We start from the raw sequence: 15,253 nt of genomic DNA on the forward strand, positions 1-15,253 counted from the left end.
TGTATTCGTTTTTTTAGAGAGATTCATGGAATGGTGTGAGCAAAAAATGCTCGCGGCTGAAGTGCGCCAGGGTTTGCGTGGCAATCGCGATATCTACCTCGACGCTCCCGCCGCTGATGCCGATACCGCCGAGCAGTACGCCGGCGGACCAGCAGGGGAGCCCACCGCCAAAGCAGCACAGACCTTGCGTATGCGACAAGCCATACAGGCTGGCGCCAGGCAATACGTCGTCCGCGAGCCGGTGGGTCGGCATCCTGAGCGCCACGGCGGTCCATGCCTTTTGCGTGGCCAGCGTATGGCTGATGAGCAGGGCGTTATCCTGACTAAAGAAGTAACGCTGCAGGCCATGGGCATCCACCAGGCTAAAAACAATGGGCACATTGGCGTTGTTGGCGGCATCGATGGCACAGTGCGCCAGTAATGCCGCATCCGTCAGCGTCAGCGAGGCCGGAGGCGGCGCTAACTGACGCGAAATGGCCGCGTTGATACGGCGATCCAGTTCGGCGTTCGGCGTGGTGTGCATGCTTTTCCTCCGTGGTGCTTACTGGTTGTTAAGATCGAGCGAGTCGACAATGCCGACCACGGCAGCATCAATCACCGAGTGCTCTTTGCTGGTGGTCATCCGCGCGGAGCTCCCGGTAGTGACGATGACCGTTTCCCCGTTTCCGGCGCCGACAAAGTCGACGGCGACCTGCGCGGTGCCGGTGGGCTGATAGTGTTCATCCAGGCGGGCGACAATCAGCAGCTTTGCGCCATTGAGCGAAGCATGCTTGGTCGTCGACACCAGTGCCCCGGTTACTTTTGCCAGATACATATTTCCTCCTGGTGACCCTGCACCATGACAATACCGCGGTCGCGAATTTCATCGCGTGCGGCGGGGGTGATGAGCGTCCGGCGTCCAACGGACAGTACCGCGCCTGCGGGAAGCTGGCGCACATCGCTGAGCGTGATCAGCGGTTTAGCGACGGGCGCCGTCGGCCTCTGCGCCGGGTTCACCGTGGGGCGGCCGATAATCGTGAAGCCATACTCCCCGAGGGTGGCGACGTAGCTGGTCAGCCGTGCCCGCAATGCCGTGGGGAGCTGGCTGGCAGCGTCATCCCGGCATTCGGCATTGAGCGTGACGATGATGGGCTTGCTCAGACTCAGAGCGTGAAAAGCCCAGCGACACACCCGGTTATCACGAATACCTAAGGCGATTTTGCTCAGGCTGTTGGTAGACAGCGAGGGCAGATACAGGCCGCTGAACGTCTCTTCTGTCGGGCAGGGATCCCGATCGTCGCACAGCGCCTCAACATCGCGCTGCGCCAGAGCCTCCAGACAGGTGGAGTGCAATGACGCCTGGATGGCGCTATGGGAAAAGGTCATGACCAGCAGATAGCCGCGCTGGTTCAGCGCCGTCAGACAATCCAGCGTCGTCGGGAGCGTGGCGAGATCCTCGCCGCTTAATACCACGCGCATCACCTTGCCGTGGGCTTGCAGGCGCCGTCGGCGTTGAGCCAGCAGGTCCGCAATGAGGCTGTCGAGCCGGTGTGAGAGTCGCTGTGCATCCATCGTTATTCTCCTCAGCGGCTGCGCATGGCGATGCCAAGCGGCGTCACCAGCAGCGGCTGCCGCGCCTGAATGACCCGTTTACCGGTGGCATGGCGAAAGACGTCGGCAAACTGGCGAAAGCTGCTGGCGCCCCCGACCAGGTAAATGTCGTCGACCGGATAACCCGCCAGCCAGCCCGCGACCAGATGAGCCATCTTTTCAGCCACCGGACGGACCACGGTAAAGACCTGTTCTTCCTCCTCCGGACTCTTTTTCAACGCTTCCGCTTCGGCAAAAGGCATGCCCAGAGCGCCTGCCAGTACCAGGGTCATATGGTTGCCCCCGGTCGGTTCATCGGCGCTGAAAATCACCTCGCCGTTGCGCAGAATGCTGATCCCGGTTGTCCCGCCGCCCACATCAACTACCGCGCCGTGGCGAATGTTTAAGGCCAGCGCCGCGGCTACCGGTTCATCAACCACGTCGGTCACCTCCAGTCCGGCGGCCTCCACCATATTGACGATAACTTTGGTGTTCCCGGCGGTGATTCCCGGCGGGATGGCCGTTGCCGCGCGGGTGAGGGGGCATCCAAGGCGCTCTTCGAGTGCTGTTTTCAGTCCACTCACCACCCGGCTGGCGGTCAGAAAATCCACCACCACGCCGTCTTTCACCGCCCGTGAAGGATGGCTGATGCCGGCGACGGGGTTATCGTTTTCATCCAGCACAACCACGGCAATATTGGCCGTACCCGGATCGACACCCACTTTTAGCGCGCCTGTCCAGGGGCGGTATCCGCCCTGGCTGACCAGCTCCGCCAATGTGTTCAGCCGCCTGGTTGCGGTGCTGTCAGTCATGGCGGCGTTCCGTGAACGCGCGCTGGACGCAATCGCCGTTACGCAAGCCAAAGCCGTTGGCCTCTTCAACATCAACATGCATTTCCAGCACCGCATCCGCGCTCACCCTGACCACCACGTGGCTGAGAATGCCGCCGCGATAGCCGTCGATACGCACGTCAATCTCCATCCCGTCGCGCAGGGCGTGGCGCTCGGCGTCGGCGGGAGAAATATGAATATGGCGCCAGGCGACAATCGCGCCATCCGTTTTGCTGACTCGCCCGCGCGGACCAATAATCTCGATTCCCGGCGAGTCCTGGAGATTGCCGGACATTCTCAATGGCGCCTTAACGCCGAGAACAAAGCTGTCGGAGACAGAAATTTCAACCTGGGTGGCGCTGCGCAGCGGGCCAAGGACGCGTACCCTGGTCAGCTCCCCTTTTGGTCCGCGCAGCGTCACCGTCTCTTCGGCGGCATACTGGCCCGGCTGTTTTACCGCTTTCATGCGGGTGAGAGTGGCGCCATAGCCAAACAGAATGTCCATATCTTCCCGGCTCAGATGAACGTGGCGGTTAGAGATGCCAACGGGGATATGCAACGTCTGTGCGGCGAGGGGGGCACCGGCCACCGCTCCGGGGCCACGGGCCTTGAGTTCCTGAAGAATTTCCCGGGCGATTAATTCGGCTTGCTGCTGGGTGTCATTCATAGCGTCAACAACCTGAAAGTGATGAAAAGAGCGATACAAGCATATTCAGTCCCGCGTTGGCCTTTTTGCTGTTGCGCAGGACTTTTTTGACGGTCCGCCGGACGCAGGACAATCTTGTCCAGATTTAGCCGGCGATGGCGGTCAGCAAGCGGTCTACATCAGCGGCGCGGGGCTGGCAGGGATTGGTTTGCGTGCAGCCATCCCCTAAGGTCGCCGCGATCAGCGCCTGACGCAGGGATTCCACAGCCGTCCGGTCTTTTCCCAGCGCCTGCAGTGTTGCCGGAATACCAAAATGGTGATTCATATCGCGAATGCTGCCGATCAGCGCGCGCAGGGTTTGCTCCGGCGTGGCGGCCTGGATGCCCATAATGGCGGCGCATTTCAGGTATCTCATCCGCGCGTGCGGGGCGTGGCGGGCATTGTGTTCAATAATCAACGGCAGCAGCATGGCGTTAATTTTGCCGTGCGGGATATGCAGCATCCCGCCGATAGCGTGCGCCATACCGTGCACTAATCCCAACCCCGCCGAATTAAACGCCATGCCAGCCATGCAGGAGGCGTTGTGCATATGGCCCCGAGCCGCAATATTATTCTCATCGCTGAAAACGTCGGGCAGGTGTTGCCAGACCAGCGCAATGGCTTTCTCGGCGAGCGCGTCGCTAAAATCATTGGCCCCCGTCGAAACCAGCGCCTCAATGGCGTGGGTCAGGACGTCCATGCCAGTATCCACCGCGACCTGGCGAGGAACCGAGAGCACCAGGTTTGGGTCAAGGATGGCGCAGTCCGGGATCAGTTCATCGGCAATCAGCGGATATTTTCGGCCGTTTTGCGGATCGGAGATGATGGCGTAGGCGGTGACTTCTGAACCGGAACCGCTGGTGGTAGGAATGGCGATAAGTTCTATGGCGTGGCCGGGGAGAAACTCTTCCAGCGTAACCTTGATTCCTTTAGCGGCATCAAGAGCGGAGCCGCCGCCCAGCGCGATAATGACCTCCGGTTTAAAACGTTTAAACTGTGCGGCGCCGGCGTGCAGGATCTCCACGCTCGGGTCCGGTTTCACCTCGCTGAAAATAGAGACGCAGGCCTGCGGCATTTCATTAATCAGGTCGCGTGTTTTACCGGAGCTCACCATAAAGCTGTCGGTCACAATCGCCACCTTTTTATGGTTCAGCCGACGCAAGGTTTGAATTGCATTTTCACCAAAATAGACGTCAGGAAGAGAAAAGAAATAGCTCGCCATCTTTCGATTACCTTATCCGTTAGCGGATTGCGGGGAGGCAAATGCCGGATGTAAAAAGAGAGCTTATTGTGTCATGGGGGGATGGATAAGAAGCTGGCTATGCTTGTGCTAAGTCAGGATTTCGTTGCGGTACTCTTTTATGGCTGACAAAAAAGTGCAGGGGCGCCTCGCCCATCGCGCCAGCGATGGGGGGCGCGGGTCAGTCTGTTTTCTGAACAGGTAAACAGGCATTCTGGCTGGTCTGCGCGTCCGTATCGCGATATTAACGGCGGTAGCGTATGGCGCCGATCGGCAAAATCGCGCAAAACGATAATCCGTTGCACGATCGGCAGTAAGCGGTGACATTCGCTGAGACGTTACCCATGCCGTCGCGGATTATCTTCCTGCAGAATATGCTGGCGCAGAAGTTGTGCCAGCGAGCCGGCATCCCCACGCTCAATAGCAGCCACCATCGCGAAATGTTCTTTCGACGACTGGACAATTCTGGCATGAGAGTTCCATTGCCCCAACGCGGCGGAGGGAACCCGACTGCGCAATTCAAAGATGAGTTCAATCATGTCCTGGTTGGAGCAGGGCGCGAGCAGCGCGCGATGGAAGGCCAGGTTCGACTCATACTGCTGTAAGATCGTGCCGTACTGGGTGTTGTGCTCGAACAGCTCCGCGCACTGGCGCAGAGTATCCAACTGGTGCGGTTGAATATGCTCCACGATGTCTGCCGCCGAGGCACTTTCCAGTATCGCCCTGATGTCAGAGATGTTACGACGTTGTTGCTCATTAGGCGTGTAAACGTGGTAGCCCCGATTAGGGACGTGCTGGACCAGCCGTTCAATCACCAGCTGATCCAGAGCCCGGCGCACCTCGCTACGGGTGCACTGATAACGTTCAGCCAGCTCCACCTGTTTCAGCCATGAACCCGGCTGAAATTCACCGGTATTGATGTCCATGGCGAGGAGATTGGCGACATGCACCAGTGCGCTTTTGCGTTGAGTCATATCTTCTGTTCCTTCCGCTGTTTCCTGCGATCTTATGCTGCCGTTCTGTCATCAGATAATGGCGGGTTCACCTTTGTTTCGCCAGCCTGAACCCTGGGGTTATCGTTTTTTTGTCTGGCTGGGGGGAATTGTGACACGAGTCAGATCTTTTGTTAATAAATTGTTTTTTAAATTGGCGCCAATTTTGGTTTTGTGTTTGAATCGAATTTAAACAGCCATTAAATGAGCGATTGATTTATGCAACGAACTGATATTAAAAAGGATTCAGAAGAGTCTGCCCTGCGCGGCCAGATGCTTTACTACCGCGGTAGCACCACCATCTTCGCCAGTCAGCACGATCCGCGCTTCCAGTATTGCCTGTATGTTCCTCCCGGATTTGATGAGGATAAAACCGGATACCGCCTGATCGTTGCCATGCACGGTACCGGACGTTCGATGGTGCAGTACCGCGATGCCTTTGCCGAATTTGCCCGCTACAACCGTTGCGTTGTCCTGGCGCCCCTGTTTCCGGTAGGGCCGTTGGGGGACGGTAATTCTCACGGGTTTAAGTACATCATCGAAGACGATATCCACTATGACCGCGTACTGCTGGCGATGATCGACGAAATCAGCACGTTGCTGGAGTATGACTTTGGTCGGTTCCTGCTGTTTGGCTACTCAGGCGGCGGACATTTTGCACACCGCTTCCTCTACATCCATCCGGAAAAACTGCTTGGCGTTTCCGTCGGTGCGCCAGGATCCGTGACGCTTCTGGACGACAGCAAAGCGTGGTGGCCGGGCATCCAGAATTTTGAGCAAATATTCGGCAAGCCTCTTAATTACAGTGCGTTGCGGGAAGTGATGGTTCAGCTGGTGGTGGGGAAGGTGGATCTGGAAACCTGGGAGATTACCCACAGGCCCGGCGGCCGCTACTACATGCCCGGATGCAACGATGCCGGAGTGACCCGTATCGAGCGGAACACCGCATTACTCAACAGCCTGCGCGAACACGGCATCGATGCCATTCAGGATATTGTGCCCAACGTCGGCCATGACGGGATGAAAGTTCTGGAACAGGTAAAAGATTTCTTCCTGCGGGTTTTGCAGGCACATCGCTGAGGAGCAAACAACGTGACGCAACCTTTTCCGTTCATTGAAATTTCCGGTACGCCGTATGAACGCGGCTGTCAGTATGGCGAACAGGCCAAAGCCCGCATTCACGCCAGCGTAGCCATCTATGGCGATCAGCTTGATGCTCTGCATATTTCCCGGCAGCAACGTGCCGATCTGATCGACAGCTTTAGCGCCATCATCCGTGATTTTGACGCCGATTATCTTGCGGAGATGCAGGGTATTGCCGCCGCGTCCGGAGTCCCGCTCGAAGCGATCGTGATGATTAATGCCCGAACCGAAGTGATAGCCCAGGCGCGAAACCTGCAGCGCCATACGACGCCACATGATGATGCGATCAAAGATGGCTGTACCGGGGCGGTCATTCTGCCTGAGCGCAGTCACCACGGTAAGCTGATCCACGGGCAGAACTGGGACTGGCGCGCCGAATGCGCAGAGAGTTCCGTCGTCGTGAAAATCAAACGCGAGCAGGGGCCGGACGTGCTGACCTTCGTTGAGGCCGGAGGGCTTGGGCGAAGCGGGATGAACAGCGCGGGTATCGCCATTACCGCCAACTATCTGCGCTGCGAACGCGACTATTTGCAGCGAGGGGTCCCCCTGTCGCTGATTCGCCGTAAAGCGCTGGAACAACAGCATATGGCGCTGGCGATGAAGGTGGTCGCCACGACGCCGAAGTCTTGCTCCAACAACATGATCCTTAGCACTAAAGAAGGTTTTGCCATCGACTTTGAATGTGCGCCGGACGAGAGCTTCACGCTTTACCCGCAGAATGGTCTGTTGGTGCACGCCAATCACTGGGACAGCCCCGCCGCACGCGGCAAAGTACGGGAGGAGGGGATCGAGGCGTCGCCAGATTCTCTGTATCGGGGATGGCGGGTCAGCGAACTGCTGAAAGACAAAGCAAAACTCGGCGAAGAAGAGATGAAAAACGCTTTTTTTGATGATTTCGGCACGCCGTATTCAGTGTGTCGCCCGCCACGTCCGGGTTTTAGCAGTGATTTATCCGCCACCGTGGCGATGATTGTGATGACGCCTGCCGATGGCGTCATGGATGTGGCGCCGCTGCCGGCGCTGAACCGCAACTTTACACGTTACACGCTCGACTAATTAAGAGGCTGGTATGAAAAAGATTTTATCTGCGGTGGCGCTGCTCATGCCGGGACTGATGGCCCAGGCGGCTGACAATAATGTGATTCGTTTCGCTCTGAATCAGGATATCCGAAGCAGCCAGCCGGGCGTTAATCGCGACGGCAACACCGATGATGTGCTGATGCACGTGGTGGAAGGTCTGGTCGGGTATCGTGAAAACGGTACGGTTGGGCCGATGCTGGCGTCGTCTTGGGAGGTCAGCGACGAGGGCAAAACCTACACCTTCCATCTGCGCGGCGGCGTGAAATTTCACAACGGTGACACCATGACGGCGCAGGACGTTGTCTGGAGCTGGAAGCACTGGACCGACCCGAAGACCCAGTGGCGATGTTTACGTGAATTCGACGGCAGCGGCCTGATTCAGGTTACCGACGTCAGTGCGCCGGATAACGCTACGGTGGTGATGAAGCTTGCCAAACCGGTGGCGCTGTTCCTGGACACGCTGGCACGCACCGATTGCGGCGCCGCCGCCGTTATCAGCCCGAAATCCGTGGGACCCGAGGGTGACTGGGTGACGCCAATAGGTACCGGTCCCTTCGTTTTTGGCGACTGGAAGCATGGTGAATATGTCTCCCTGAAGCGCTTTGCCGATTATAGCGCCTTACCCGGAAAACCCGATGGTTTTGTCGGTGGTAAAAAAGCGCTGGTGGATGAGGTCCGCTTTATGACCATACCGGATGCGGCGACGGTAAAAGCCGGCTTGCAATCCGGAGCGGTGGATCTGGCTCAGGTCAGTCCGATTGACGGCAGCGATCTGAAAAAAGACCCTAATATCTCCCTTGAGGTAGCGCCGAACGCCCAGCGTCACGTGATGCTCATCCAGACGGACGATCCGCTGCTAAAAAACGTCAAGCTACGTCAGGCTATCGCCTCCGCGTTGGACAGCGAGCAGATCGCATTGGGCACCAGCCAGAATATGGCCCATGCCTCAAACTCCAACATTTCGGTGGCCTCGGCGTTTTACAGCAATGTGCAAAAACAAGGGTACCAATACGATCCGGCTCGCACCGCGCAATTGCTGAAGGAAGCGGGCTATAAGGGACAGCCGCTGGAGATTATTGCCAATAAACGCGCCACGGTACCGAGTTTTGATATGGCGATTATCATTCAGGCGATGCTTCAGGGCGCAGGGATTAATGCTCACGTCACCACCATGGAGTGGGCGACGCAGCTGGAACGTTATCAGTCCGGGCGCTACCAGATGATGACTTTCACCTATTCCGCGCGCTTTAACCCTGCGCTGGCGTTTGAGCAGATTGTCGGCGATAAAACCAGGCAGAAACGCAAGGTGTGGGGAGATCCGCTGGCGATCGCGCAGACCGATAAGCTGGCGACGCTCGACGATCCGGTCCAAATTCAGGCTCTGACGGATAAACTCCATCAGCAGATGATTGCGGATGTTCCCCTGATTATCTTCTATCCAGGCCTGGATATTGTCGCGCACCGCACGGTTATCAGCGGCTACAAATCCTGGCTGGCGGCAGCGGCGCGGCTGTGGAACGTCGGTAAGGCTTGATGAGATAAGGAGAGGCGCATGTTGCAGTTCCTGTTTACTCGTATTATGACCGCCATTCCCACGCTGCTGCTGGTAACGGTGCTGGTCTTTTTACTTACCCGCATGGTGCCGGGCGATCCAGCGCTGCTGATGTTGGGAGATATGGCGACGGAAGCCAGCCTTGCCGACCTGCGGCACAGCATGGGGCTGGATCAGGGCATGGTACAGCAGTTTATTATCTGGTTTGGCAACGTGCTGCAGGGTAATTTAGGACATTCTATCCAGAGCGGCCAGCAGGTCCTGCCGCTTATCCTGCAACGCTTCGGTGTGACACTCAGCGTGGTGCTGGTCGCGGTGGTTATCGCCTCACTGCTGGCCGTACCTGCCGGCATGCTTGCTGCGTGGAAACAGAACTCATCGCTGGATACCGGGCTGGTGATGTTTTCCACCTTCTTGCTGTCGATTCCCAGCTTCTGGATGGGGCTGCTCATTCTGCTGCTGTTTGGTCTGCAGCTGGGCTGGCTGCCGGTGGTAGGGTATGTCTCGTTAAGCGACAACCTGCGGGCGGGGGGCCTCTATCTGCTAATGCCAGTCATGACCCTCGTGTTGGTCGAGGTTGGGGCGTTGGTGCGCATGATGCGCGCCAGCACGCTTGAGGTGTTGCGGCTGGACTACGTTTCCCATGCCCGCGCCAAAGGGCTACGTGAGCGTACCGTGCTGTCACGGCATGTGTTCCCGAATGCGTTTGGTCCGACGTGGACGCTGATCGGGTTAACGCTCGGCAACCTGCTCAGCGGTGTGGCGGTAACGGAAACGGTGTTCAGCCTTCCGGGCCTGGGGCGTCTGCTGGTTGATGCTATCTACGCCCGCGATTATCCGGTAATCCAGGGCTGCATGCTGTTCATCGCCACGCTCTACGTACTCACCAATTTGCTGATTGATGCACTTTACCCGCTCTTTAACCCGAGGGTTTCTGCCTGATGAAAAGACGAATGGCGATCGCGCCTAATGCCCTGCTGGGGATTATCTTGATTGGCGTCATCCTGCTGGCAGGCGTGCTGGGCTTTTTCTGGACGCCGTTTGATCCCGGCCGGATCAATATTCTGGCGCGGCTACAGGCTCCCGGTAGCCACTACCTGCTTGGCACCGATGAATATGGCCGCGATGTACTCAGTCGCCTGTTGGCCGGGGCCAGCGCCAGCATGACCATCTCTCTGGTTACGGTGAGCTTCGCGCTGCTGGTCGGCATTACGCTGGGGCTGATTAGCGGCTATCTGCGGGGCGTGGTGGACCGGTTCATCATGATGATTACCGATACGCTGCTGGCGTTTCCCGGCATTCTTCTGGCCCTGGGGCTGTTAAGCATCCTTGGTAATAACCGCTATGGCATTATTCTCGCACTGGGGCTGGCGTATACGCCGTCGGTAGTGCGCATCGTGCGTGGCACGGTGTTGGGGCTGCGCGAAGCGGATTTTGTCGCCGCGGCGCGGATAATGGGACATAACGAACTGACCATTCTGCGCCGACACGTACTGCCAAACTGCCTGGCTCCGCTTACCGTGCTGGCGACTTCCATGCTCGGCTGGGTACTGATTTCCGAAAGCGCGCTCTCCTTTTTAGGGCTTGGCGTGCCGCCGCCGGAGCCGACCTGGGGCAATATGCTGGCCGCCAGTCGAGGCTACCTGGCGCAGGCGCCCTGGTTGGCCTTGCTGCCGGGCGGCTGTATTTCTCTGGCGCTGCTGGGCGTCAATATGCTTGGTGACGCGTTACGTGATTATCTTGACCCGAGGATGCAATGATGAACAACCAGATGCCATTATTGCAGGTAACTAACCTGCGGGTGAATGTCGCCGAACGTGAGGTGGTGAAAGGGATATCCTTTTCCCTGGCGCCGCGAGAGGTCCTGGCGGTAGTCGGGGAATCGGGGAGCGGTAAAACGCTGGCGATGCGCTCTCTCATTAAACTATTGCCTGCAGGTGTCGGCAGCCAGGCGGACTCGGTAATGTTCGATGGTCAGGATTTGCAGCACCTGGATCCCGAGCGGCTGCGAAACCTACGCGGCGCGGGAATCGGAATGGTATTTCAGGAGCCGATGACCTCCCTGAACCCGGCAATGACCATTGGCCGTCAGCTTGATGAGGGACTGGCTTTACATACCCGGCTGACGGAGCGCGAGCGGCGCGGGAAAATCATCGCCATGCTGGAACGCGTCGGTTTAACAGATGCCGCCAACCTGCTGGGACGTTATCCGCATGAGTTTTCCGGAGGAATGCGTCAACGAGTGATGATTGCTGCCGTGATGCTGCTGGAGCCGAAGCTGATTATTGCCGATGAGCCGACCACGGCGCTTGACGTACTGGTTCAGCATGAAGTGATGGAGCTGATGTTAGCGCTGACGGCTGAAAAGGGCAGCGCGGTGATCCTTATCAGCCATGATTTATCGATGGTGGCGCGCTATGCCTCACGGATTATGGTGATGGAACAGGGCGAACTGGTGGAGCAGAACAGCAGTCAGCGCCTGCTAGCTGCGCCGCAGCACCCCTATACCCGACGGCTGCTGGAAGCGCTACCGGTGCGTCAGCCCGCACCGGACCGGCAACGGCTACTGGCGGCGGAAAGCATTGTCACCCTGACTGACATTGACATTACCTATACTGGGCGCAAAGCGTGGTTTCGTCCTGCTTCAGTGACGAAGGCGGTACAGGGCGTCAGTTTTAATGTTCGCGCAGGAGAGACGGTAGCGCTGGTGGGGGCAAGCGGTTCCGGCAAAACCACGATCGGTAAACTGATCGCCGGTATGTTAAAAGCCAGCCGTGGGACGCTGGCGTTCCGCGGCCATTTGGTCACGACCTCCGATAAGCGGCTGGTCAGCACCTGGCGCCGTGAATGTCAGATGATTCAGCAGGATCCTTTCTCTTCGCTGGACCCACGCATGCATATAGCTCAGATCCTCGAAGAGCCGCTTCTGCTGGTGGAGACGATGAATCGCAGCGCGCGTCAGCAGCGGGTGCGGGAAGTGCTTGATGAAGTAGGGCTGGGCGCGCTGTTTTTGCATCGCTATCCGCATCAGCTGTCTGGCGGGCAACGCCAGCGGGTCGCGATCGCGAGGGCGATAATTCGCCGTCCTGCGTTCATTATCGCTGACGAACCGACCTCGGCGCTGGATATGACGGTGCAAAAACAGATTCTGCAGCTTTTGAAACGGCTGCAGGCCAGCTACGGATTTGCCTGCCTTTTTATCACCCATGACCTTGGCGCCGTTGAGCAGGTTGCAGACCGTATTATGGTCATGGAACAGGGGGCGCTGGTCGAGAGCGGCTGGAGCGACGATGTACTGGACAACCCGCACCATCCTTATACACAGCGTCTTCTACGCTGTCTGCCGATGCTGAAGCCGTTGGATCAAGGGGGGTATCAGCTACAGCGTCAGCCGGCCTGACAGGCGCGGTTTTTTTGCCGGGATGAAGGTGTCATCCCGCTATCAGCCACCGTCATCCCTCTTAAGCCGATGATGACGGTGACTCTCCGCAGTGGCGGCAAGGGACTCCGTCACTCGGCGCGACTTACTCCCCAGGTGAATAATACTCACCGGCTCATGCCAGTCTGCGGGCATAGCGACAGCAGATGCGGGCGCTTATCATCCCTGAACCCCTACAGGTCAGAACAGGATAAAAGATGAGAAAGCCAGAAGATATCGTATTCCCCGCCGGACAGCAGGCGCTGTATGAGCAAAACCGTTACTCTCCGGCCGTTAAATCCGGCGATTTTCTGTTTGTTTCCGGTCAGGTAGGAAGTCGCGAAGATGGTTCAGCGGAACCCGGGCTGGAGCAGGAGATCCGCCGGGCATTTGATAACCTTAATGCGGTGCTGGCTGCCGCAGACTGTACGTTTGCCGATGTGGTTGATGTCACCCTGTATCTGGTCGATGCGCAATCGACTATCGACACGCTCTGGAAGGTGTTGCCGGAATACTGGGGGGAAGCCCCCTGGCCGACGCTGACGGGCGTCGGCGTGACCTGGCTATATGGCTTCCGTTTTGAAATCAAGGTCACCGCCCGCTTGCCCTCGCGGCATTGAGCCTCGGTTTCGCTCTTTAATGAGATCGATCAGTGCGCGCAGGCTGGCGGGCATATGCCGGTTGGCCGGAAACCAGAGGCATAAACCCGGAATCGGCGGGCACCATGGCTCAAGTACGGTGACCAGTCGGCCATCCGCCAGCGCAGCGCGGGCGTGTACGTCCGGGACATAAGCGATCCCCAGCCCCTTGATCGCGGCGTCCACCATCAGCGACGAACTGTTTAGCGTCAGCGTTCCGGGCACATCCAGCAGGATGCTTTGACCGTGGCGGGAAAACTCCCAGCGGTAGCGTTTACCGCTGGGTAAACGCTGGCGAATGCACTGATGGTGGGCCAGATCGTCCGGGCTCGCGGGAGCAGGATGCTGGTTCAGATACGACGGCGACGCCACCGCCAGAAACCGCACATCTTCGCCAAAACGTACAGCCACCATATCAGCAGGGACATCTTCCGCCAGACGGATCCCCGCATCAAAGCCTTCGGCGACGATATCTACCAGCCGGCCATCTACCACCAGATCCAGCGACACGCCGGGATACCGTGTCATATAGTCCGGCACAATTGTCTGCAGCAGCAGGTGAATAGCCTCTTCCCCGCCATTGATACGCAGCGTACCCACGGTCTGTCCTTGGGTATCGGCAATCTCTTCCAGCGCTTGTTCCAGCCCGTTAAGGTGCGGTGAAATACGCCGCAGCAGCGCCTCTCCGGCCTCGGTCAACGCCACGCTGCGCGTGGTGCGATGCAACAGGCGAACGCCCAGACGCGCTTCCAGCCCGCGGATAGCATGGCTTAACGTGGAACGAGTCACACCGGAAAAATCGGCTGCGCGACGAAAACTACGCTGTTCCGCTACGGCGATAAAGGCTTTCAGATCGGAAAGCGTCGGAGTTTTAACTGGTGATTTCATTTCACCTCTTCATGCCATTTGTTGAGTCTTATCGTGCTAATCATCATGCCATATCCTTTATCGGCGAGTTAATGACTTTTCTGGAGACTAACGATGAGCAGCAAAACCTGGTTAATTACCGGTACTTCAACCGGTCTTGGACGCCTGATGACGGAGCGCCTGCTGGCGCGGGGCGACAGCGTGATTGCTACCCTGCGCAAGCCCGGCGCGCTGGATGACCTGCGGGCGCAATACGGCGGGCAGCTTCATGTCCTGCTGCTGGACGTTACGGAGACGGATGCGGTACGTCGAACGGTACAGCAGGCATTCGACTTCGCCGGGCGTATCGATGTGCTGGTCAGTAATGCGGGATACGGGCTCTTCGGCGCGGCGGAAGAGGTGAGCGATACCCAGATTGATCGGCAGATTGCCACCAATCTCACCGGTCCGATTCAGCTTATTCGGGCCGCCTTACCCGCTCTGCGTCGGCAGGGAGGGGGACGCATTGTGCAGATATCGTCAGAAGGCGGGCAGATTGCCTGGCCGAATTTCAGCCTTTATCACGCCACCAAATGGGGGGTTGAAGGATTTATTGAATCCGTCGCCCAGGAAGTGGCGCCTTTTGGCATCGATTTTATGATTGCTGAGCCCGGCCCGACGGCGACGAACTTTGCGGGCGGACTGGATATAGCTTCGCCGATGGCCTGTTATGACAATACGCCCGCCGGCGAGGTGCGCCGCGGTCTGGCGCAGGGAACTATCGCGATTAACGGCGATGCGTTAAAAACCGTCGCTGCGATAATCGACGCAGCGGATGGGGAGGCGCCACCGTTTCGTCTGGCACTGGGCAGTAAGGCGTATCATTCTATCAACGAGGCGCTGAACAGTCGGTTACGGGTGCTGGAGGATACCCGCGCGGTGGCGCTGAGCGTGGATAAAGATGCGTGATTGACCGTGCGTAATATACACACCACCGACAAAGAAGCAGGAGCGAGCATTTTTATTTCGTTTGATTTTCAAGGAAAACAACCGATCTGCCGCTGCAATTGTAGCTGACGCAGATAACAGGCGGGTAAAGGTCAGTGCTGCAAGATGGGATAAGTGAGTTGGGCCTGATTGTGAGTTTTTATGCCCGCTTCACGCCCTGAGACATTCGACAAGCTTTTTATGGCTTCAGTAAGGGCGAGTGTCTCGCTTCGAGAGCCAGCAAATATTTCGCTTCGTCATAACAGGTTCTGG

The 15,253-nt window shown here is 57.9% G+C and carries 16 protein-coding genes; 8 read left to right on the plus strand and 8 right to left on the minus strand.

Annotated features, from left to right (window positions below; all coding sequences use genetic code 11):
- Window positions 1-13: 13 nt before the first annotated feature.
- The 7 genes from BV390_RS27915 to BV390_RS27945 all read right to left on the minus strand — a co-directional run bounded on the left by BV390_RS27915 (window position 14) and on the right by BV390_RS27945 (window position 5,298).
- The gene (locus BV390_RS27915; RefSeq protein WP_085397574.1) at window positions 14-523 is read right to left on the minus strand and encodes a GlcG/HbpS family heme-binding protein; all 510 of its coding nucleotides are present in this window, start codon (window positions 521-523) and stop codon (window positions 14-16) included.
- Between the two features lie 18 nt (window positions 524-541).
- The gene (locus BV390_RS27920) at window positions 542-814 is read right to left on the minus strand and encodes a EutN/CcmL family microcompartment protein (protein WP_032695221.1); all 273 of its coding nucleotides are present in this window, start codon (window positions 812-814) and stop codon (window positions 542-544) included.
- A complete protein-coding gene (locus BV390_RS27925; protein ID WP_046852242.1) occupies window positions 796-1,551 on the minus strand; it encodes a hypothetical protein in 756 nt (251 codons plus the stop codon). The genes BV390_RS27920 and BV390_RS27925 overlap by 19 nt, the downstream gene beginning before the upstream one ends.
- 11 nt (window positions 1,552-1,562) lie before the next feature.
- Window positions 1,563-2,381, minus strand: coding sequence for an ethanolamine utilization protein EutJ (gene eutJ / locus BV390_RS27930; protein ID WP_032687087.1), 819 nt, complete (start codon window positions 2,379-2,381; stop codon window positions 1,563-1,565).
- On the minus strand, window positions 2,374-3,066 hold the full coding sequence (gene pduL / locus BV390_RS27935; RefSeq protein WP_047665154.1) for a phosphate propanoyltransferase: 693 nt from the start codon (window positions 3,064-3,066) through the stop codon (window positions 2,374-2,376). The genes eutJ and pduL overlap by 8 nt, the downstream gene beginning before the upstream one ends.
- Window positions 3,067-3,190: 124 nt before the next feature.
- Complete coding sequence (locus BV390_RS27940) at window positions 3,191-4,306, minus strand: 1-propanol dehydrogenase PduQ (protein WP_047665152.1); 1,116 nt, start codon at window positions 4,304-4,306, stop codon at window positions 3,191-3,193.
- Between the two features lie 356 nt (window positions 4,307-4,662).
- A complete protein-coding gene (locus BV390_RS27945; RefSeq protein ID WP_085397575.1) occupies window positions 4,663-5,298 on the minus strand; it encodes a GntR family transcriptional regulator in 636 nt (211 codons plus the stop codon).
- A 237-nt stretch (window positions 5,299-5,535) separates the two neighbouring features.
- On the opposite strand from BV390_RS27945, the gene BV390_RS27950 reads away from it, so the two are divergent.
- From BV390_RS27950 to BV390_RS27980, 7 genes are all read left to right on the plus strand, one after another.
- Window positions 5,536-6,396 (plus strand): alpha/beta hydrolase family protein, encoded by an 861-nt coding sequence (locus BV390_RS27950; protein WP_085397576.1) that lies wholly within the window; start codon window positions 5,536-5,538, stop codon window positions 6,394-6,396.
- A 12-nt stretch (window positions 6,397-6,408) separates the two neighbouring features.
- Window positions 6,409-7,515, plus strand: coding sequence for a C45 family autoproteolytic acyltransferase/hydolase (locus BV390_RS27955; RefSeq protein ID WP_206098736.1), 1,107 nt, complete (start codon window positions 6,409-6,411; stop codon window positions 7,513-7,515).
- Window positions 7,516-7,528: 13 nt separating this feature from the next.
- On the plus strand, window positions 7,529-9,073 hold the full coding sequence (locus BV390_RS27960; RefSeq protein WP_085397577.1) for an ABC transporter substrate-binding protein: 1,545 nt from the start codon (window positions 7,529-7,531) through the stop codon (window positions 9,071-9,073).
- 18 nt (window positions 9,074-9,091) lie between these two features.
- A complete protein-coding gene (locus BV390_RS27965; RefSeq protein WP_085397578.1) occupies window positions 9,092-10,033 on the plus strand; it encodes an ABC transporter permease in 942 nt (313 codons plus the stop codon).
- Window positions 10,033-10,851 carry an ABC transporter permease gene (locus tag BV390_RS27970; protein WP_085397579.1) on the plus strand — a complete coding sequence of 273 codons (819 nt, stop codon included), beginning with the start codon at window positions 10,033-10,035 and terminating at the stop codon, window positions 10,849-10,851. Before BV390_RS27965 ends, BV390_RS27970 begins: the two co-directional genes overlap by 1 nt.
- A complete protein-coding gene (locus BV390_RS27975) occupies window positions 10,848-12,491 on the plus strand; it encodes a dipeptide ABC transporter ATP-binding protein (RefSeq protein WP_131055991.1) in 1,644 nt (547 codons plus the stop codon). The genes BV390_RS27970 and BV390_RS27975 overlap by 4 nt, the downstream gene beginning before the upstream one ends.
- Window positions 12,492-12,727: 236 nt before the next feature.
- Window positions 12,728-13,129 (plus strand): RidA family protein, encoded by a 402-nt coding sequence (locus BV390_RS27980; RefSeq protein WP_032687090.1) that lies wholly within the window; start codon window positions 12,728-12,730, stop codon window positions 13,127-13,129.
- Here BV390_RS27980 and BV390_RS27985 read toward each other — a convergent pair.
- Entirely contained in the window at window positions 13,073-14,035 is a 963-nt protein-coding gene (locus tag BV390_RS27985) for a LysR family transcriptional regulator (RefSeq protein ID WP_064384282.1), read from the minus strand. The two genes, BV390_RS27980 and BV390_RS27985, sit on opposite strands and share 57 nt — an antisense overlap.
- 93 nt (window positions 14,036-14,128) lie before the next feature.
- On the opposite strand from BV390_RS27985, the gene BV390_RS27990 reads away from it, so the two are divergent.
- On the plus strand, window positions 14,129-14,962 hold the full coding sequence (locus BV390_RS27990; protein ID WP_032695217.1) for an SDR family oxidoreductase: 834 nt from the start codon (window positions 14,129-14,131) through the stop codon (window positions 14,960-14,962).
- Window positions 14,963-15,253: the final 291 nt, after the last annotated feature.

The sequence above is a fragment of the Klebsiella sp. YJ genome (genome assembly GCF_002108615.1).
In the GTDB taxonomy this organism is placed as follows: domain Bacteria; phylum Pseudomonadota; class Gammaproteobacteria; order Enterobacterales; family Enterobacteriaceae; genus Klebsiella; species Klebsiella planticola.

What these genes read in the sequence shown, in the direction of transcription:
- BV390_RS27915 (WP_085397574.1), bottom strand. Translation starts at nt 523, where the DNA reads ATGCACACCACGCCGAACGCCGAACTGGATCGCCGTATCAACGCGGCC.
- BV390_RS27920 (WP_032695221.1), bottom strand. Translation starts at nt 814, where the DNA reads ATGTATCTGGCAAAAGTAACCGGGGCACTGGTGTCGACGACCAAGCAT.
- BV390_RS27925 (WP_046852242.1), bottom strand. Translation starts at nt 1,551, where the DNA reads ATGGATGCACAGCGACTCTCACACCGGCTCGACAGCCTCATTGCGGAC.
- eutJ (WP_032687087.1), bottom strand. Translation starts at nt 2,381, where the DNA reads ATGACTGACAGCACCGCAACCAGGCGGCTGAACACATTGGCGGAGCTG.
- pduL (WP_047665154.1), bottom strand. Translation starts at nt 3,066, where the DNA reads ATGAATGACACCCAGCAGCAAGCCGAATTAATCGCCCGGGAAATTCTT.
- BV390_RS27940 (WP_047665152.1), bottom strand. Translation starts at nt 4,306, where the DNA reads ATGGCGAGCTATTTCTTTTCTCTTCCTGACGTCTATTTTGGTGAAAAT.
- BV390_RS27945 (WP_085397575.1), bottom strand. Translation starts at nt 5,298, where the DNA reads ATGACTCAACGCAAAAGCGCACTGGTGCATGTCGCCAATCTCCTCGCC.
- BV390_RS27950 (WP_085397576.1), top strand. Translation starts at nt 5,536, where the DNA reads ATGCAACGAACTGATATTAAAAAGGATTCAGAAGAGTCTGCCCTGCGC.
- BV390_RS27960 (WP_085397577.1), top strand. Translation starts at nt 7,529, where the DNA reads ATGAAAAAGATTTTATCTGCGGTGGCGCTGCTCATGCCGGGACTGATG.
- BV390_RS27965 (WP_085397578.1), top strand. Translation starts at nt 9,092, where the DNA reads ATGTTGCAGTTCCTGTTTACTCGTATTATGACCGCCATTCCCACGCTG.
- BV390_RS27970 (WP_085397579.1), top strand. Translation starts at nt 10,033, where the DNA reads ATGAAAAGACGAATGGCGATCGCGCCTAATGCCCTGCTGGGGATTATC.
- BV390_RS27975 (WP_131055991.1), top strand. Translation starts at nt 10,848, where the DNA reads ATGATGAACAACCAGATGCCATTATTGCAGGTAACTAACCTGCGGGTG.
- BV390_RS27980 (WP_032687090.1), top strand. Translation starts at nt 12,728, where the DNA reads ATGAGAAAGCCAGAAGATATCGTATTCCCCGCCGGACAGCAGGCGCTG.
- BV390_RS27985 (WP_064384282.1), bottom strand. Translation starts at nt 14,035, where the DNA reads ATGAAATCACCAGTTAAAACTCCGACGCTTTCCGATCTGAAAGCCTTT.
- BV390_RS27990 (WP_032695217.1), top strand. Translation starts at nt 14,129, where the DNA reads ATGAGCAGCAAAACCTGGTTAATTACCGGTACTTCAACCGGTCTTGGA.